At 28.3% G+C, this 19,728-nt stretch carries 24 protein-coding genes; 19 read left to right on the plus strand and 5 right to left on the minus strand.

Going from position 1 to position 19,728, the window contains the following annotated elements; all coding sequences use genetic code 11:
* Positions 1-10 precede the first annotated feature (10 nt).
* Positions 11-748 (plus strand): 3-oxoacyl-[acyl-carrier-protein] reductase, encoded by a 738-nt coding sequence (fabG, locus tag XO10_RS02520; protein ID WP_175421089.1) that lies wholly within the window; start codon positions 11-13, stop codon positions 746-748.
* A 34-nt stretch (positions 749-782) separates the two neighbouring features.
* Positions 783-1,988, plus strand: coding sequence for an acetyl-CoA C-acetyltransferase (locus XO10_RS02525; RefSeq protein WP_175421090.1), 1,206 nt, complete (start codon positions 783-785; stop codon positions 1,986-1,988).
* 62 nt (positions 1,989-2,050) lie between these two features.
* On the opposite strand, the gene XO10_RS02530 is transcribed toward XO10_RS02525, so the two are convergent.
* From XO10_RS02530 to XO10_RS02550, 5 genes are read right to left on the minus strand one after another with little or no spacing between them, the layout of a single operon-like run.
* Positions 2,051-3,100, minus strand: a complete 1,050-nt coding sequence (locus XO10_RS02530) for an ABC transporter permease (protein ID WP_075780306.1) — start codon at positions 3,098-3,100, stop codon at positions 2,051-2,053.
* Positions 3,093-4,238, minus strand: coding sequence for an ABC transporter permease (locus tag XO10_RS02535; protein ID WP_175421091.1), 1,146 nt, complete (start codon positions 4,236-4,238; stop codon positions 3,093-3,095). The genes XO10_RS02530 and XO10_RS02535 overlap by 8 nt, the downstream gene beginning before the upstream one ends.
* 11 nt (positions 4,239-4,249) lie before the next feature.
* Entirely contained in the window at positions 4,250-5,152 is a 903-nt protein-coding gene (locus XO10_RS02540) for an ABC transporter ATP-binding protein (protein ID WP_175418114.1), read from the minus strand.
* A 22-nt stretch (positions 5,153-5,174) separates the two neighbouring features.
* On the minus strand, positions 5,175-6,026 hold the full coding sequence (locus tag XO10_RS02545) for a hypothetical protein (protein WP_175418115.1): 852 nt from the start codon (positions 6,024-6,026) through the stop codon (positions 5,175-5,177).
* A complete protein-coding gene (locus tag XO10_RS02550; RefSeq protein ID WP_217671611.1) occupies positions 6,023-6,436 on the minus strand; it encodes a PspC domain-containing protein in 414 nt (137 codons plus the stop codon). The genes XO10_RS02545 and XO10_RS02550 overlap by 4 nt, the downstream gene beginning before the upstream one ends.
* A gap of 158 nt (positions 6,437-6,594) precedes the next feature.
* Between XO10_RS02550 and XO10_RS02555 the strand changes: the two genes are divergently transcribed.
* From XO10_RS02555 to XO10_RS02635, 17 genes are all read left to right on the plus strand, one after another.
* Complete coding sequence (locus tag XO10_RS02555) at positions 6,595-7,131, plus strand: hypothetical protein (protein WP_041638453.1); 537 nt, start codon at positions 6,595-6,597, stop codon at positions 7,129-7,131.
* Entirely contained in the window at positions 7,086-7,910 is an 825-nt protein-coding gene (locus tag XO10_RS02560) for a hypothetical protein (RefSeq protein WP_175421092.1), read from the plus strand. Before XO10_RS02555 ends, XO10_RS02560 begins: the two co-directional genes overlap by 46 nt.
* Complete coding sequence (locus XO10_RS02565) at positions 7,911-8,870, plus strand: calcium/sodium antiporter (RefSeq protein WP_014296008.1); 960 nt, start codon at positions 7,911-7,913, stop codon at positions 8,868-8,870.
* 12 nt (positions 8,871-8,882) lie between these two features.
* Entirely contained in the window at positions 8,883-9,566 is a 684-nt protein-coding gene (locus XO10_RS02570; protein ID WP_014296009.1) for a metal-dependent hydrolase, read from the plus strand.
* Positions 9,567-9,660: 94 nt separating this feature from the next.
* Positions 9,661-9,936: a thioredoxin family protein gene (locus XO10_RS02575; RefSeq protein WP_014296010.1), complete on the plus strand. Its 276-nt coding sequence runs from the start codon at positions 9,661-9,663 to the stop codon at positions 9,934-9,936.
* A 139-nt stretch (positions 9,937-10,075) separates the two neighbouring features.
* Complete coding sequence (locus tag XO10_RS02580; RefSeq protein ID WP_014296011.1) at positions 10,076-10,603, plus strand: cob(I)yrinic acid a,c-diamide adenosyltransferase; 528 nt, start codon at positions 10,076-10,078, stop codon at positions 10,601-10,603.
* A gap of 2 nt (positions 10,604-10,605) precedes the next feature.
* Positions 10,606-10,884, plus strand: a complete 279-nt coding sequence (locus tag XO10_RS02585) for a DUF503 domain-containing protein (protein ID WP_041638455.1) — start codon at positions 10,606-10,608, stop codon at positions 10,882-10,884.
* Positions 10,885-10,893: 9 nt separating this feature from the next.
* A complete protein-coding gene (gene yqeK, locus XO10_RS02590) occupies positions 10,894-11,469 on the plus strand; it encodes a bis(5'-nucleosyl)-tetraphosphatase (symmetrical) YqeK (protein WP_014296013.1) in 576 nt (191 codons plus the stop codon).
* Entirely contained in the window at positions 11,470-12,195 is a 726-nt protein-coding gene (locus tag XO10_RS02595) for a hypothetical protein (RefSeq protein ID WP_075780311.1), read from the plus strand. It abuts the gene before it with no gap.
* Between the two features lie 4 nt (positions 12,196-12,199).
* Positions 12,200-13,384: an LCP family protein gene (locus tag XO10_RS02600; protein ID WP_014296015.1), complete on the plus strand. Its 1,185-nt coding sequence runs from the start codon at positions 12,200-12,202 to the stop codon at positions 13,382-13,384.
* Positions 13,381-14,454: an ABC transporter permease gene (locus XO10_RS02605; RefSeq protein ID WP_175421093.1), complete on the plus strand. Its 1,074-nt coding sequence runs from the start codon at positions 13,381-13,383 to the stop codon at positions 14,452-14,454. The genes XO10_RS02600 and XO10_RS02605 overlap by 4 nt, the downstream gene beginning before the upstream one ends.
* Positions 14,444-15,079 (plus strand): ABC transporter ATP-binding protein, encoded by a 636-nt coding sequence (locus XO10_RS02610; protein WP_014296017.1) that lies wholly within the window; start codon positions 14,444-14,446, stop codon positions 15,077-15,079. Before XO10_RS02605 ends, XO10_RS02610 begins: the two co-directional genes overlap by 11 nt.
* A 2-nt stretch (positions 15,080-15,081) precedes the next feature.
* Positions 15,082-15,528 carry a nucleoside-diphosphate kinase gene (ndk, locus tag XO10_RS02615; RefSeq protein ID WP_014296018.1) on the plus strand — a complete coding sequence of 149 codons (447 nt, stop codon included), beginning with the start codon at positions 15,082-15,084 and terminating at the stop codon, positions 15,526-15,528.
* On the plus strand, positions 15,525-16,691 hold the full coding sequence (locus XO10_RS02620; protein WP_175421094.1) for a class I SAM-dependent rRNA methyltransferase: 1,167 nt from the start codon (positions 15,525-15,527) through the stop codon (positions 16,689-16,691). The genes ndk and XO10_RS02620 overlap by 4 nt, the downstream gene beginning before the upstream one ends.
* A 4-nt stretch (positions 16,692-16,695) precedes the next feature.
* Entirely contained in the window at positions 16,696-17,343 is a 648-nt protein-coding gene (locus XO10_RS02625; RefSeq protein WP_014296020.1) for a hypothetical protein, read from the plus strand.
* Positions 17,344-17,347: 4 nt separating this feature from the next.
* Entirely contained in the window at positions 17,348-18,460 is a 1,113-nt protein-coding gene (gene glgD / locus XO10_RS02630; RefSeq protein WP_014296021.1) for a glucose-1-phosphate adenylyltransferase subunit GlgD, read from the plus strand.
* Between the two features lie 16 nt (positions 18,461-18,476).
* On the plus strand, positions 18,477-19,721 hold the full coding sequence (locus XO10_RS02635; RefSeq protein WP_014296022.1) for a glucose-1-phosphate adenylyltransferase: 1,245 nt from the start codon (positions 18,477-18,479) through the stop codon (positions 19,719-19,721).
* Positions 19,722-19,728: the final 7 nt, after the last annotated feature.

The raw sequence follows: 19,728 nt of genomic DNA on the forward strand, positions 1-19,728 counted from the left end.
GGTTGAAAAAATGAGAATGGAAGGAAAAGTATGTATAGTAACAGGTGGAGCAAGAGGTCTCGGAAAAGCAATGGTTGAAAAATTTGCAAAAGAAGGTGCAAAAGTAGTATATGCCTGTGATTTAAATGAAGAAGCATTAAAAGAATTAGAAAAAGAATATTCAAATGTAAAGGGTTATGTATTAAATGTAACCGATAGAAAAGCAATAGAGGAGTTTAAAAATAAAGTAATGGAAGAAGAAGGACATGTTGACGTACTTGTAAATAATGCCGGTATAACAAGAGATGCATTAATTCAAAAAATGTCAGAAGAAGATTGGGATATTGTAATTGATGTAAACTTAAAAGGTGTGTTCAATATGACACAATTCTTTGCACCTGAAATGATGAAAGCCGGAAAAGGCGCTATTGTAAATATTTCTTCCGTAGTTGGTATTTATGGAAATGTTGGTCAAACAAATTACGCAGCAACAAAAGGTGGTGTAATTGCAATGACAAAAACATGGGCAAAAGAATTTGCAAGAAAGGGTGCTCAGGTAAGGGTTAACGCAGTTGCACCAGGATTTATAAGAACTCCTATGACAGAAGTAGTACCTCAAAAGGTTATAGACTATGTTGTAAGCAAAACACCTCTTGGAAAAATGGGTGATCCTGAAGATATAGCAAATGCCGTATGTTTCCTTGCAAGTGATGAAGCTAAATTTATAACAGGTCAAGTACTTGGTGTAGATGGAGGACTTATACTTTAAAAATAAATAAAAGTAAAAAAGGGGGAAATAAATAATGAGTAAAGTATATATTGTAGGTGCAAAAAGAACAGCAATTGGAAGTTTTCTTGGTACAATAAAAGACAAAAAAGCAGCTGAATTAGGTGCTATCGCAATAAAAGGTGCTTTAGAGCAGGCTGGATTAAAACCTGAAGATGTTGATCAAACAATAGTTGGTAATGTATTAATGGCCGGTCAGGGTATGGGACCCGGAAGACAGGCTGCAATATACGCAGGAATTCCTGTAGACAGACCTGCATATACAGTTCATATGGTATGTGGAAGCGGTATGAAAGCAATTATGCTTGGCGCAAATGAAATAAAACTAGGTAATTCAGATATTGTTGTAACAGCTGGTATGGAAAGTATGTCAAATGCTCCAATGTTATTACCAGCAAAAGCAAGAGCCGGATTAAAATTTGGAAACATTGAAATGATTGACCATATGGTATACGACGGATTAACAGATGTATTTAATCAATATCATATGGGAATTACAGCAGAAAACCTTGTTGAAAAATACAATCTTACAAGAGAAGAACAGGATGAATTTGCTGCAACAAGTCAGCAAAGAGCTGAAAAAGCAATCAAGGAAGGAAAATTCAAAGATGAAATTGTTCCTGTAGAAGTAAAAACAAGAAAAGAAACAATAATATTTGATACTGACGAATATCCGAGATTTGGAACTACAAAGGAAACACTTGCAAAACTTAGACCAGCATTTAAAAAAGATGGTTCAGTAACAGCAGGTAATTCTTCAGGAATCAACGATGGTGCAAGTGCAATAATCCTTGCTTCAGAAGAAGCCGTAAAGAAATACGGTTTAACTCCATTAGCAGAAATAGTTGCATATGAGCAAGGTGGCGTTGATCCAAGTATAATGGGAATTGGTCCTGTTGCTGCTATAACAAACCTTGTTGAAAAGAAAGGCATAAAGTTAGAAGCAATGGAATTATTGGAATTAAATGAAGCATTTGCAGCACAATCATTAGCAGTAATAAAAGAACTCGGAGAAAAATATGGCCTTTCAAAAGACTGGTTTATGGAAAGAACAAATGTAAATGGTGGAGCTATTGCTTTAGGACATCCAATAGGAGCCTCTGGAAACAGAATCACCGTTACATTGCTTTATGAAATGAAAAAGAGAAATCTCGAATATGGTCTTGCTTCATTATGTATAGGCGGCGGAATGGGAACTGCTATGGTAATTAAGAATTTATAATAAACATAAAAAAGAGAGGGGAGATAATTCCCTCTCTTTTTATTTTTTTTGCTATTTTTATCTCACTTTTCCGGCATTAAGAATTTTTTTGATGCAATTATGAGAAGAAAAATTCCTGTTATTAACAAGACGATATTTAAAAAAACAAGATATTGAATTTTCATATTGTCAATTCCAAATGTATAACGAATTCCATCTATAACATATTTTGTTGGAAGTATATAGGATAATGGTTGAAAATATTTGGGTAAAAATTCTATAGGGAAATATACTCCGGAAAAGAACATCATTAATGTAAAGAATGCAGAAGCAGCATTCTGTGCTGTCTCAGTATTTTTAAAAAAGAATAAAAACAATAAGCCAAGCCCCATCATTCCAAATGTAGCATTTAAAGCTAATATAATATACGCATTCCAATTAACTGTTATTGTAGAAGAAAATATTATTTTTCCGGCATATATAAGTATTATTGAGGAAATAAATGTCATAAAAATTCTTGATATTGAAAATCCAATCACAAATTCAATTGGATTCATTGGAATTAGTATAAAACGTTTTAATATATTCTGTTTTTTATATTTCCCAAACAATGTAATAACAGAAAACATTCCATTTGAAAGTAAGGAAATCCCAATTAAACCAGCTAAAAGAAAGTCTATATATTCATGCTCTTTTTCAGTTGTTAATACTTTATTTTCTCTGACAACTATATAATCATTTTTAATATTAGAACGATTTTTTATAAGTAATTTTTTTAAGGTTAACTCGAGAAAATTTATATCCTGAGAATTTTTTATATCTGAAGAATTATAGAAAATAATTGCATTATATTCCGAAATATATATTCCAATATTTGCTTTTCCTTTTTTTACTGAATCTTTTACATCGTTTTCAGACTTTTCCGGAATCACATTGTATATTTTATCTAATTCATTTTTATAATAGTTACTATCAGCATATAATGCAACAATAGACTTAGAGTTTTGCTGTTCAAAAACAAAACCAAAAATAATAAGTAATATTACAGGAAAAAATATAACAAAGAACATATCCCCTTTATTTTTTATTATATCTCTGGTGATGTATTTGCTTAAAATATAAATCTTATTCATATCCCATCACCTTCCTATATTTTATTGAAAACGCCATAAAAGACATAATAATCCATAGCATCGGAACTATTATTAGCCAGGCATTTGAAATAGGAGATATATTCATTCCTATTGTTCTTCTCATACCTTCTACAAGATATGTAATAGGGTTTATATATACTATCCATTTTATTGCCCAGGGAATATTAAATACAGGAAAATATAATCCCCCTAAAAACATAAATATTTGAAAAAGAATATTTAAAATTGACATAGTTGAACTAATATTTTTCGAAAATGCTGTTATTAACAATCCAAAAGAAAAAATAGTAATTATAGAAAAAAGGTATAAGAGAAAAAATCTTACAGAGAAAAATTCTGAAGAAACATGCATTATAATTCCAGCTAAAAATAAAAATATGCTGGATAACATTACTATAATTAAATCACTTAAAAGTATACTCAAGAAATATGTAAAACCATTTACCGGTGTGGTTAGCATTTTCTTGTTAATGCCAGAATCCCTCGAAAATAATATGTCATATGGAATTGAAAAGAATCCTATAGACATTATGGACATAATCAATATTCCCGGAAATAAAAAATCCCTATATCTAAAAACATCTTTTGAATCTATAGCAATTTTTTTTATTTCAGGCTCTTTTATTTTTTTTACATTTTTTATTATCTCTATATTTGAGTATTCAAAAAAGATTTTTGATATTTCCTTTAATATTTTTGAGTTATTTCTGCCTTCTACATAATATATATCCACATTTGCTTCTTTTTGTTTTATTCCAAACAATGAAGAATTAAGATTTAAAGAAAAATCATCTGGAAAGTAAATTATAATATCCAATTTTTTATTTTTCAATTCATTTAATGCTTCATCTAAAGTATTTATATTTTCTGTTTTGAAATTTGTATGTTTAAGCATTTGAGAGATAATGGTTTTCCCAAATCCTGTAAGTTTTTTTTCATATACAATTCCTGCTTTTAATGAATTAAAAGAAAGGTCTTCACTATAATTAATATTATCAAAAATCATTACAAAGATAACAAAAAGAACCACAGGAAAGATAAATGCCCAAAAGTAACTATCAAACGATCTAATATTGTTTTTTAACATTGATTTAGTCAATATGATTAATTTAGACATAGTCATTCACCTCAATCCCTTAATGAACGACCGGTAAGATGTAGAAAAACATCTTCAAGATTTGGTTTTCTTATAGTTAAGTTATCAACAGTAATTTCTGATTTTTTTGTTAAATTCAATATTTCAAATAATACTTTTTCAACTTCATTTGTTTCTATTTCCACTTTTTCATTCGTAACATTTATTTCTCTAAACTTATCTAAAAAAAGATCAGGTGTTTTTGTTTCAAATGTAATAATTGATTTTTTATTTAGAGATTTAATTAATTCATTAACACTGCCATTTGCAATTATTTTTCCATGATCTATTATGTAAACTCTATCTGAAAGATATTCAGCTTCTTCCATATAATGTGTGGTTAAAACTATGGTTTTACCAGCTTTTTTAAGGTTTAAAACAATTTCCCATATATTTCTTCTTGACTGTGGGTCAAGTCCTGTAGTTGGTTCATCGAGAAACAGTATATCAGGATCATTGATTAAAGCAATGCCTATAGCAAGACGTTGCTTTTGACCACCGGACAATTTCTTTACTTTTGAATTTTTCTTTTCATTTAATGACATAATTTCAAGTATTTCATCCGCTTCTCTGGTTTTGGGATATAAACCTTCAAACATTTTTAATGTTTCATATACTGTAAGGTTATCAAAAAAAGCACTGTTTTGTAATTGAACACCTATTCTTTGTTTTATGTAATTATCCGAAGGGTCAGTATATTTATCAAAATATATTATTTCTCCGGAATCCTTTTTTCTAAGTCCTTCTATAATTTCAAGTGTAGTGGTTTTTCCTGCACCATTTGGCCCCAAAAAAGCAAACACTTCACCTTCGTATACATCAAAGGAAATGTCATCTACAGCCTTAACATTTTTATAATACTTTTTTAAGTGCTTAATCTCAATTATTTTTTTCATATCAAATGCCCCCAGAATTTATTTACTCTTCTATCACTTTCAATGCGATACTTGAAACTCCACTATCAGAAATAATTCTTATATCTGGATTAATATCTGTTTTTATCAATCCAGAATCAATATGAGTATTTTTCACCAAACCATCAAGAGAATAAAAATATGTGCTGTTTTCTGGTATTTTCAAAGATAATTTCAAAGCTCCGCTATCTGTATTTATTACAAGCGGAATGTTAAATCCTTCTCTTATTTCTCCTTTTATATTAGCGGCACCAGCGTCTATTGAAATTTTTTCTATATTATTATATTGTTCTTTTAATTCAAAGTTAGCGGCACCTGCATTAATATCAAAATTATATGTATATTTTGAAGGAAGATCCAAAATAATTTTATATCCGTTTTTTAAAAAAGTATCAGAATTAATCTTTATTACATTACCATTATTCCTTATTTCAAGAGGCTCAGGACCATAATATGTTCCTTCTATTTTATCTATATCATCTCTAATATTTACTTTTACAGTTACTGCAGAAAAATCCATTTTAAAGGTTTTATTCTCATACTCATCTGGCAATATTTCAAAATAATTTTTTTCATATTTCTCTTCATTATAATCAAATGAAAAAGATGTATCAAAGGTATTTTTATTCCAGAATAATAAGAGTAAAATAAATATAATTCCAACTACAGTATTAAGATGCTTCATCCATTTTAGCTTTTTGGTTGAAGATAATATGGAAATTCCTATCATAATAAAAATAAACGGCCAGAATCTTGTGAAATTGAAAACTATTCTTGTAAATAAATCAATGTCAAAACCATTTAAAATAAGAAAAATACCCATTAATACGAAAAATATCCCCATTACATATTTCATCTTTTTTCACCCCATTCATTGTAGATTAAATATATACCCAAAAATACAAGTATTATACCTGCTATTAGAGCTGAAGAAAAATGAACAATTTCAGGAAAAAAATTATAAAGTATTTGAAGTATTCCAATTATAATAAACGCTGAGCCTATAAATATGCTTCCCATCTCTCTATTTCTCTTTTTATAGTTTTTTCCTTCAATAGTTTCAGTTTCAAACTTGTTATTTAAAGGTTCCGTAGGGATTATTAACCACGCAATAATATATACCCATATTCCAATACCATTACTTAAAAATAAAGCTATACATATTAATCTTACTATAATAGAACTTATATCAAAATATTCAGCAATGCCACCACAAACTCCTGCAACTACACGATCCTTTCTCGAACGATAAAGTTGTTTTCTCACAATCTCCACCCCTTTTAAAATTAATTAACAATTATATTTTACACCTAAATATTATTTTTTTTATAAGTTTTCCGACATAACGTTCATTTTTTTATTTGAAATGTCATATTTTTGTTTTATAATATAATTATAGAAAGAAAAACTTTCGGAGGTGAATTATGAACTTGAATTTTCTTGTTTTGCAGTTTAACCCTTTAAATTCCCTTGAAGAAAATATAGAGTTTATTGAAGGAATGGTAGATTTTGTTTATCATAAAAATCCTTCTTTTATGTTTATAAACGGAAATGCTTTTAAAAATGGTTCTATAAACGATGATGAATTAGAACAAATATCTGATTTCCTATCAGCAATTGCAGACTATAATAATTTAACAATTATTACAGGGCAATTTTATCAAAAGAAATATCAATTACTTATTCAAAAACCTTTTGAAGAATTGGAAATAAAAAAAGATTTTGAATTAAAATTGAATAGCGGCAAAATAATTGCTGTAAATTCAAATATTGAAGATAATAATAAAAAATTAAATGTAATTATAAATCCTAATTTTGAAATTGAAAATATCGATAATATAAAGGCTTTTGAAAATTATGTATATTTAACTCAACCGCATCTTGGAAAAACACATATAAAAATAGGTGATAAAAAATGGGTTGGTGGAAATCTCGAAGGATTTATCTCTTTCTCCTGGTAATTTTTCTATTTCTCTTTAACTTTATAATTTTTAAAAAGGATAGCATTACCATAATTAATTTAAATCCCTTTGAAACTATAGAGTTTTTCAATGGGAAAGATTTTACTGAATATAATTTTGGAATAAAAAGAATAAAAATAGATGAAATTATGCTTATTAATTTTCAGAAAAACTATACTATACATATACCAATTAAAATAAACACTGATTTTGAAGTAAGAAATACAAATAAGTTATATATTGCATATTCAATTCCTGAAAATAAAATTCTTTTAGATAATACTAAAATATATTATGAAGATAATTTCGATGTTTCTTATATAACAGAGGGAATTATTTTCCTAAAATCAGTAAATATTGAACTTCCAGAAGAGTTATATATATTTAATAATGAATATGCACAATCCTTTTTTCTTTATCCGAACTATATATTTCTAAGAAATATCGATTTCAAAAACGGTATTTTTGTGCACGAACTCTCACACTATGTTTTCGGATATAAAATACAAAAAAAGAAAAAAAGTGATATATGGCCTGAATTAATTGCTGAAGCAATAAGGTTAAACTATTTAAAATCAACAAACCGAAATTTGTATAAAAAAGTTATTGAAGATAAAGCTAAAAGTGAGGATATATATAGTAAAGTTTTAGATTATCCTATATTGGTGAATAATATATATCAATTTATATCTACTTTTAAAGAACAATATTATAATAAAAAGATGTCTGATGATGAGTTTTTTAGTCTTTTGGATAAATACAGAAGGGAGATGGAATAATTGTTATTGGATTTTGTCCTTGTAGTGATTGGAATGATTTTACTAATAAAAGGTGCAGATTATCTTATTAGCGGTGCTGTTGGCTTTTCAAGAAAAATGGGAGTTTCAGAATTATTTACAGGACTAACATTAGTTGCTTTTGGCACAAGTGCTCCAGAATTATTTGTTAGTATAAGTGCTGCTTTTAAAGGTTCAGCAGGTATTGCTTTAGGAAATGTAATAGGAAGTAATATCGCAAATATTGCTTTAATTCTTGGGCTTTCATCGATGGTTAGAAAGAGCATAATAAAAAAAAGCACTTTATTATATGAAATACCGTTTGTTATTCTTATTTCTATGACATTGTTATTTATGTTGCTTGATGGAAATAGTTCTCTCTCAAATTACGATGGTTTTATGCTACTTACATACTTAATTATATTTATAGCTTATATGTATAATATGGCAAAAATGGATAAAACCTTTCAGGAACAATTTTCTGAAGAATTAAATGAAGTAGAAACTAAAGATATGTCCTGGGGTAAAATTACATTCTTATCATTGCTTGGTATTGTAATGTTGGCTATTGGTGGAGACGTAACTGTTAATGGAGCATCAGGACTGGCTATAGCGATGGGATTATCCGAAACACTTATTGGTGTAACTATTATAGCTTTAGGAACTTCTTTACCAGAACTTGTTACAAGTATTATCGCAGCAAAAAAAGGAACAAACGATATTCTTGTTGGCAATTTAATAGGTTCTAATGCTTTTAATATCTTAGTTGTTCTTGGAATTTCTGCAAGTATTCATCCAATTGTACCTGATAGAAATGTAATATTCGATGCTTATTATATGGTTGGAATAATAATATTAACAGAATTATTTATGTTTAGAAAAAGAGAAATGGGATTTTTTAAGGGGTTAATTTTGTTGTTGTTATATTGTATATACATTGGAATCAGTATTAACATCGGCTAAGGAGGGGATACTATGAAAGTAACTTTTATCGGGCATGCTACAGTATTAATAGAAGGAAGCAAAAAGTTTATTATTGACCCTTTTCTCAATGACAATCCACAATCAACACTAAAAGTTGACGATGTAAAAGAATTAGATTATATTCTTGTAACGCATGGTCATTTAGATCATCTTGGAAATACAGTAGAGCTTGCGAAAAAAACTGGAGCAGTTGTAATATCAAACTTTGAAATTTGTGAATATCTTGGTTCAAAAGGAGTAAAAAATATACACCCAATGCATATAGGAGGAAGAAAACAATTTGATTTTGGTTCATTAAAAATGACCCCTGCTTTACATGGTTCTGGAATTATAGAAGGAGATAAAATAATATATGGTGGTAATCCTGGAGGATTTATTGTAGAAATAGATGGAAAAAAGATTTATCATGCTGGTGATACAGGATTAACTAAAGATATGGAATTATTGGAACTTGAAAATATTGATATTGCATTCTTACCTATTGGCGGAAATTTCGTAATGGATGTTGAAGATGCAGTAATTGCAACAAAGATGATAAAACCAAAAGTAGTAGTTCCATTCCATTATAATACATGGGATATTATCAGTGCTGATCCACAGGCATTTAAAACAAAAGTAGAAAGTCTCGGAGTAAATTGTGAAATTTTAAAACCAGGAGAATATATTGAATTTTAAATTTCAAGCACTGTTAACAAAATTTCTTTAATATTTAAAGTCTATTTGTTAAAATCCCCCTGAAAGAAAAAATAAAAAGTAAGGGGGTTATGAAATGATAAAAGCTATGTACTTTGCAAACAAAACATGCAGAACATGTAAGGCATTATGGCCAAAGGTCGAAGCTTTAATGGCAGAAAACAATATTGAAGTAGAATATGTGGATATTGATGAAAAAATGGAAGTCGCAGGTCAAATGCTTGTTTTCTCTGTACCAACACTTGTATTTGTTGATGAGGATAATAAAGAAATTACACGTTTCTATAGAAACTTTGGTATGCATGAAGTTCAGGCATTTGTAGACAGATATATGGAAATAATAAACTCATAATTTTATAAAAATACCGCCAGTTGAAAAATCTTCTGGCGGTATTTTTTATTTTCTCAAAAACTTTTTGAATTTTAATTTCTGTTTTTGTAACTTAAAATGGTATAATATATGTGAAAAAGATTCTGGAAGGAGGAAGATAATGTCAATTAGCACTGGCGGTGGAGATAAAGGTCAAACAAGTTTATGGTCTGGCGAAAGAGTAGACAAAGATGATGCCAGGGTTGAAGCATACGGAACTATTGATGAATTATCATCTTTTTTAGGAGAAGCAAAACATTATGTAAAATCCTATAAAGTAAAAGATATTATCCACAAAGTTCAAGATAACCTTTTCAGGGTTGCAGGAGAACTTGCATCTGAAAGCAAACTTTTTGTTCAACCAATAACAAAAGAAGATGTAGATGAAATCACAAAACTTGTCCATTATTTTGAAGATGCAGTGCAATTAAAAGGCTTTGTTATACCTGGAACAACTATACAATCAGCAAAACTTGACATTTGTAGAACTATAGCAAGGCGTGCAGAAAGAAGAATAATAACTCTTTCTAAAAAAAATAAAGTAAATGAATACCTTATAAAATACGTAAATAGATTATCTGATCTTTTATTTATTATGGCAAGATTTGAAGAATACATCGAAGATAAAATCGAATATAAAAAGTGGTGAATATGAGAGTTTTATTGGCATATTATCAAATTAGATTATTTGATGTACATTCATTAAAAGAAAAAAGAAGCATTGTAAAACGACTTATAAATAAACTGAGAAAAAAATTTAATCTTGCAATAACTGAAAGCGATTTCCATGACAATAAACAATTGCTTGAAATATCTATAGTTACGCTTTCCAAAGATAAAGATTTCCTTATATCCTTTTTTGAAACCATAGAAGAAGAAATAGAAACAGAAGGTTTTACACTTTATTCTTCAGAATTTGAAATTTTATGAGGTGATATATTGGAAACAATAAAAGAAGAAATAAAAGAACTATTAAATAAACTCGTAAGCCCTTATAGATTAAAACATATTATGGGTGTAGCATATATGTCAAAAATACTCGCAAATCTATATGGTGTATCTGAATTAAAAGCTGAAATAGCCGCCTTTGGGCATGACCTTTTTAGGGATGTGAAACCTTATCGTTTCTTAAATATGGCAAAAAGTTATGGATTGGAACTCTCCAAGGTAGAAGTCAAAAATCCAATATTATTGCATGGAAAAATAGCCGCTGAATTCTTGAAAAAAAAATATAATATTTGTAATGATATTTATGAGGCTATATATTTTCATACAAGTGGCTGTAAATGCTTTAATACAAATATAATTGGAAAGATATTATTTATTTCAGATTCAATTGAACCTACAAGGAATTATGAAAATGTTGAGTATTTGAGAGAATTAGCAAAAAGAGATATTGAAAAAGCTTATATAGAAATATTAAAAAATAAAATAATTTATGCTATTGAAAAAAAACATTTATTGCTGTATGAAACTGTTGAAGCATGGAATTATAATATTATGGAGGTGGAGTAAGTGGCAACAAGATTACAGGTTGGAAATACAAGAAGAGGTTCATCAGGAAGTCTTATATGGATAATTTTATTAATTATAATAATTGCAGGTATTGGTGGAGTATATTATTTTTACAATAATTTAAAAAACAGCACAGAATTAAAGGCCGACTCAATTAGTTATCTCATTTCATATGAAGATGGAAAGAATACGGAAATTTATTTTGTTAGAATAAAAAATAATTCAAGAAAAATATTTATTGTAAAGAGTCCTGATAATGTTTATTATTCAGAAAAAAACCTTTATATTGATTCTTTAAAACCGGAGGAAGCTCTAACAAATTTTGAAGAAATTTTTGAAATCAATCCATCAACAATAAAATACTACTTTTCAGTAAAAAAAGATACAGTTCCTTCATTAGTTGCAAAGTTAAAGGGAAGTGGAACAACCATCGATAATTTCTTTGATACATTAAAAACTCGAAAATCAGGACTCATGGATATGTTTACAATTAATAAGTTAATAGACATAATCAGAAAAGATGGTAGCACAAATATCTCTTATAATGGAATGTTTGCATTATTACAGGCTTTTTCAAAATATTCAATTACTGGTTATGATAAATTGGAAATAAAAACACTTTTATCTCAGCCAATAGAGATTAACTTACCAGACTTAAAAAAAGATGTAAAAAGGAATTATATAGATAAAACTAATATTGAATCATTGAAGACTATTATGGAGTGATTAAATGAAATATTTTATGTATTTTCTGGGAATTATTTTCTCAATCATGGTTATCATTTCCATGATATATCCTTTTGTAAAAACATATGCAAATATAGAAAAACTTCCTGAAACATATTATTTTTTAGTTCTTGGGATGGATACAACAGATGTTAATGAAAAGGTTTCAAGGACAGATTCTATATTGTTAGTTGGAGTAAATACAAAAAAAGAAAAAATACTGGTTTTACCAATTCCCAGAGATTTACTTGTTACTATAAATAACAACACTTTAAGAGTAAATGCAATATATGTAAAATACGGCGCTAAAGAATTAATAAATTTATTAGAAAATATGTTTAAGGTGAAAATATCTGATTATCTTGTTTTTGACTATGGATTATTTAAAGAAGTCGGAAATCTTTTTGCACCTGTAAGAATATACGTTCCAAAAGATATGTATTATGAGGATTATCATCAAAATTTGCATATAGACTTTAAGCAGGGATATAACTATTTAAATGGAGAAGAGCTTTTATATTACGCTCGTTTTAGACATGATGCAATGGGTGATTTAGGGAGAATTCAAAGACAAAAGGACGTATTATTCGCCTTAATGAACGCAGCAAAAAGCTCAGGAATGTCAAAAATAATTAAATCCATTGATATAGTTTTAAAAAACACAGTAAATTCATTTGATTTTAAAAAATTATTCTCTCTGTTTCTGGTTTCAAAAAATGCAGAAATTAATTTTTTGAATTTGCCTGTTGAAATCGTTAATGATTACGTAAAGCTTTCTTCCAAAAATGCAGAATATATGCATCAATACCTTGTAAAATTTGAAGAACCAAAAGAAAATAAGAAAATATGGGTAACATTAATAAACAACATGGAAAGTTTTGGTTTAAGTTTTTATACTGTAACCAGAAACAGATGGACAAATGCGCGTGGATATTTAATTGAAATAGTAGATATACTTCCAAATGTCGATGGAATAAAACATAATAAATCATACATATTTATAAAAACTCCGGAATACAAGGAAAAGATATTAGAAGAAATACGCAAAAGATATAAAAATGAAACCTTTGAAATTGTTGATATAAAAGGAAATGAGATGGTGTATTTTTCTCTGATAAAATTTTTAAGCAATAATTACTATAACACTTTAAAATCAGATGCTATTATATTAGTGGGGAGTAATTTATGAAAGAAATAGTTATACTTATTAAAGGATTTTTGAAAAAAAACAGGAAACATTTCTTGTTTCCTTTTTTATCCATTTTGATAGGTGTTTGGGGAATGATTGTTGTTATATCTGTAATAAAAGGTTTTGATGTTTTGTTAATAAGGTCTATTACCTCTTTTAATCCACACATCACCATTTTTCAACAATATAACAAAAAAATTCCTGAAGAAATTTCAAGAATAAAATTTTCCACATATCAGGGTTTTTTTAATATTTACGGTAAAAAAATCGGCGCAAGTTTAATGGAAGTAGATGATATAACAATATTTAAAAAGTTATTGGTAAAAGGTTCCTTTGAAAAAGCAGTAATAGGAAATGCTTTAGCTCAAAATTTAAATATAGATATTGGGGACAATTTAAATCTTATATATACAGATGACTCTGGAAATATTAAGATGAAAATACTAAAAGTTTCTGGAATATTCAAATCAGGAATATACATTGTAGATTCTGCTTTCATTTTACAAGAATCAACTAAAAAATCTTATAATTATATAGGTATCTACTTAAAAAATCCAGAAAAAGCTCAAGAAATTAAAAGTAAATATTTAAATGGAATCTTAGCTACAACCTGGGAAGAGCAAAATGAAAATTTTGCCAAAGCCGTTGAAATGGATTCATATTTTGCAATGTTAATTACCTTTTTTGTAGTTTTTATGAGCGGATTTAGCATTTCAAATTCTGTTATGTACTCTATTTTTGTTAGAAAAAGAGAAATTGGAATTTTAAAATCGCTTGGTATGGGAAAACAAAAAATAGCTATGGTTTTTATTGGAGAAAGTATGATAATTGCTCTTGTAGGATTTGTTTTTGGAAGCATCTTATCAATAATTACAGTAAAAATACTTGAAAATGTTAATATTCCTATACCACAAAATATCTTCTATATCGATAAAATCCCATTTTATTTATCCTCAACAGATATAATATTAGCCTTTATATTTATCACATTATTATCCTTTACTTTTTCTTTTATTTCATCTCGAAAGCTTCTTTCTTTTGATATTGTAGAGGTGCTTCATGGTGAATAATATTATTGAGATAAAAAATATTTCATATTCATATGATGGAAATCATAATGTTTTAGAAAATATAAATTTTTCAATTCCGGAAAATTCATATTTCGGCATTTATGGTCATTCTGGAAGCGGGAAAAGCACTTTATTATTTTTAATTGGAAACTTATTAAAAATTCAAACTGGAACAATTGAATATAATTTTGAATTTCATAAGAAAAAAATTGGTTTTGTTTTTCAATTTTTCAATTTAATAAACGAGCTTACTATTTTTGAAAATGCCAGATTAGCTCAATTAATACGCGTAAAAAAAGAAAATAAAAATGAAATTATGGATTATGCTAATTTATTAGGAATAGAATCAATTATAAATAAATATCCTCATGAAATATCTGGTGGTGAACAACAAAGAGCCAGTATTTTAAGAGCCATTGTTGGTGATACAAAAATAATTTTAGCAGATGAACCAACAGGAAGTTTAGACCTAAAAAACAAAGAAATTGTTTTTAACCTTTTTAAAGAGTTAAAAAATATCGGCAAAACAATTGTTGTTGTTTCTCACGAATCAAAACTTCTTCAATACTGTGATTATTCAATAAAATTAGAAAATGGTAAAATCAAGGAGACAGGGGGGATTTAAGTATGGTAGAAAGAGAATTTATTTTTTTGAAACCCAACACTATAAGAAGAGGATTAACAGGAGAAGTTATCAGTAGATTGGAAAGAAGAGGAATAAAGATTATTGCCTTAAAAATGATACAGTTTACAAGAGAACAGGCTGAAAAACTATATGAAGAACACAAAGATAAACCTTTTTATAATGAGTTAATTGATTTTGTATTATCTGGTCCTTCTGTTGTTATGGTAGTAGAAGGACCAAGAGTTATAGAAATGGTAAGACACATAATAGGTGCAACAGATCCATTAAAAGCTTCTCCAGGAAGTATAAGAGGAGAATTTGGAATGAGTGTTACAAAAAATATTGTTCATGCTTCAGACTCACCAGAAAAAGCAGAAAGAGAAATGAAAATCTTCTTCAGTGAAGAGGAAATTTTAAACTATAGATTGGATGTGCAGGGCGATTTATGATAGTAGTGACTTTAAAAAAAGGAAAAGAAAAAAAGATTAAAAATGGATATTTATGGATTTTTAAAGATGAAATTTCCGAAATCACCGGTGAAAAAAAAGACGGTGAATTGTGCAATGTTTTTTCAAAAGATTTTGAATATATAGGAAAAGGATTTTTTTCAAATAGCTCAAATATTGCTGTAAAAATCTTAACCTTAAAAGATGAAAATATAGATAAAAATTTCTTCTTAAACAAATTCAAAACCGCATTATTAATAAGAAAAGGATATGGAGATTCATATCGTTTTTTCCATGCAGAAGCTGATGGAATTCCTGGAATAATAATAGATAAATATGAAAAATTTCTTGTAATTCAGTTTAGAAATAAAGGTGTAGAAAATTTCAAAAATGAAATTATAGATGCATTGATTGACTTATTTGGAAATGAAATTAAAGGAATATATGAAAGAAGTGATTTTGAAACATCTTCAAAAGAAAATCTTGAAAGAAATGTGGGTCTTTTATATGGAGAAAATCCACCAGATAGATTTACTATTGAAGAAGAAGGTATAAAATATATTGTCGATATAAAAAATGGCCAAAAAACTGGTTTTTTCTTCGATCAAAGAAAAAATAGAATATATATAAGACAATATTCAAAAGATGCTACAGGATTTGACGGATATTCATATACAGGTGGTTTTGCATTAAACATGGCTGTTTTTGGTGCAAAACACGTTGTTGCTGTTGATAAAGATGAATACGCTATTGAATTATTAAAGGAAAATGCAAAATTGAATGGTGTAGAAGATAAAATCGAAGCAATATATGGAGATGTAGAAAAATATCTTGAAAATACAGATTATAAATTTAATCTTATGATGTTAGACCCACCATCTTTAATAAAAAAGAAAACTGAAAGGCATAAAGGCGTTCAAATATTCAAACGAATATCTCGATCCGGTATTCTAAAACTCGAAGATAATGGCATATTAAGCGTATGTAGCTGCGCCTATCAGGCAGATATAGATTTGTTGGTAGAATCTTTAAGAAGAAGTGTTGAATTTGAAGGAATTAGATTAAATGCAATAGATATCATTACTCAATCTAACGATCATCCATGGATACTTCAAATACCTGAAAGCTTATATTTGAAATGTATGTGGATAAGAATTTTGAGGTGACTTTATGCCAAGTATGCTTGCACATATTATATACGCAATGAAAAAACACAATAATTGGAACACGGAACTATACCTTGGAGCTCAAGGGCCAGATGTATTCTTTTACGCAAATGAAAAAAAATATAAAGAAATTGGAGATATATTGCATAAAATATCATCTAATGAATTTAAAGAAATAATGAAAGGGTTCCCGAATGATTTTTATAAAGGTTTCATATTGCATATGGAACTTGATGAAAAATTACATGGTATCATTAATTCATATTATTCAGAACCAATTTCTCATACGCATTTTGAATATAATTTTGACGAATTATTATCTTTAAAAATATATGGAATGCATTTTATTGAACAAAAATGGTGGAAAATTCTACAGATTGAAAATATAGAAATTATTGACAGAAAATTCAATGATGTATTAAAAAAAGAATTTGGAATAACAGGTATAAGTTATGGTTATGCGTACAAAAAAATGCTTAAAAATTTAAAATTATTATTTCAATATCCAATATTCAAAAAAAATCTTTTAATGCCTGTTATAAAATTAATTGGCCTGGATTATTCATATTTATATCCAGATATCAAAGACAAGGATATTGAAAAATTAAAACATCTTGAAAGGGAATTTTTCGACTTATTTGAGGGGGAATGATAGAATGAAAGTTCTCGGTTTAATTCTGGCAGGTTCATCAAAAAGCGGTATTGAACAATTAACAATGAAAAGAGCCAGTGCAGCAGTTCCGGTATTTGGAAAGTATAGAGCTATAGATTTTACAATTAGTAATTTTGTAAATTCAAAAATTAAAAAAGTTGGTGTGCTGACACAATATTATCCACGAAGTTTAATGGATCATCTCGGAAGCGGTAAAGAATGGGATCTCGACAGAAAAACAGGCGGTTTATTTATTTTACAACCTTTTTTTAGAAAAAAAGACGAAATCCCTGTTTATAAAGGTACTGCTGATGCCATATTTCAGAATATGACGTTATTAAGGCGTGGTGACGAAGATTTCGTTTTAATTGGTTCTGGTGATCATATATATAATTTTGACTTTTCAGAATTATATAGATTTCATCTTTCAAATGCTGCTGATATATCCATATTAACAAAAGAAATTGATAATGAAAAGGAATTGTCTCAATATGGCCAGGTAATTACAGAAAATGATGGAAGAATTACAGAATTCTACGAAAAACCTGAAGAAATAAAATCAAAAAGAATTTCACTTGGAGTTTATTTTATAAATAAAGCACTTTTAATAGAATTACTTTACACCAGTATTCCTAATGGCGGTAAAGACCTTGTAAAAGATATTATAATTCCGAATCTAAAAAAATTAAGAGTATATGCCTATGATTTCAAAGGATACTGGTCAAATATAAAAAAATCCATAGAAACTTATTATAATACAAATATGGATATATTGAAAAAGGAAATACGACAGGAATTATTCTATCAAAATAAAATATATACCAAATTAAAAGATTATGCGCCACCTAAAATTAACATTAATGCCAGCGTTAAAAATTCATTTATTGCCGATGGAACAATAATAAATGGAATGGTTAAAAATTCCATTATTTCACGAGGTGTTCGAATAAAAGCAGGTGCGGTAGTGGAAAATTCCATTATATTACAGGACACAATAATTTCTGAAGGAAGCGTTATAAGAAATGCCATTATTGATAAAGACTGTGAAATACGTGAAGGCAGGAAAATTATTGGTGAAAATGGCATTAAAGTAATTGAGAAAGGTACTATTATATAGTATTGGGGGGAGAAAGATGAATGTTGTTGCTTTAATACTTGCTGGTGGTCAGGGGACAAGACTTGGCGCTATTACCGAATACCTTGCAAAGCCAGCAGTTCCATATGGAGGAAAATATAGAATTATAGATTTTGCTTTAAGTAATTGTGTAAATTCTGGAATACATAATGTAGGAGTTTTAACTCAATATAGACCCCATATTTTAAATAAACACCTTGGAATAGGTCGTCCATGGGATCTTGATATAAAAACCGGAGGATTAACTATACTTCCACCTTACGTAAGCAATACCGATCAATCGTGGTATCGAGGAACAGCAGATGCCATATACCAGAATATAGAATATATTGATAGCCATAACCCTGATTTTGTAGTAATTCTTTCAGGTGATCACATATATAAAATGGATTACAATGAAATGATTGATTACCACATTGAAAAAGGTGCTGATATAACAATTGCCTGTATGGAAGTACCTATTTCAGAAGCACATAGATTTGGGATAATGGTTACAAATTCTTTTGGAAAAATTGTTGAATTCCAGGAAAAACCAGCAGAACCTAAAGGAAACCTTGCTTCTCTAGGAATATACGTATTTTCGTGGGAAATTTTAAGAAAATTATTAATAGAAGATGCTGAAGACGTAAATTCAGATCATGATTTTGGTAAAAATATAATACCAAAAATGCTTGAAAACAAAAATGAATTATATGCTTTTAATTATGAAGGCTATTGGAGAGATGTTGGAACTCTTCAATCATACTGGGAATCTAATCTTGAATTATTAGGACCTATGCCATTATTAAATCTACATGAAATTAACTGGAAAATATATACACAATCTGAAGAATTACCCCCAGCATATATTTCAGAAAAAGCCCATTTAATTGGTTCACTTGTAAGTGAAGGAAGTGAAGTGTATGGCTCTGTTGAAAATTCTGTAATTTTCCAGGGTGTAATAATCGAAGAGGGTGCTGTGGTAAAAGATTCTGTTATAATGAACAGCTGTGTAATAAAAAAAGGTGCTTATATTGAAAAAGCTATAATATGTGAAAGAGCTGAAATAGGTGAAAATTCTAAAATAGGTATAGGTGAATATGCAGAAAACTCTTATAATTCAAAAGTTTATAATTCTGAAATAACTTTAATAGGGTTCGATGTAAAAATCCCTTCAGGAATTGAAATTGGGAAAAATGTTTTAATTGGAAATGGTGTGAAGGAAATTGAAAACAATATTCCTTCAGGAGGGTATATTCTTTAGGAGGGGA

This window comes from Marinitoga sp. 1135 (assembly GCF_013363245.1).
GTDB lineage: Bacteria > Thermotogota > Thermotogae > Petrotogales > Petrotogaceae > Marinitoga > Marinitoga piezophila.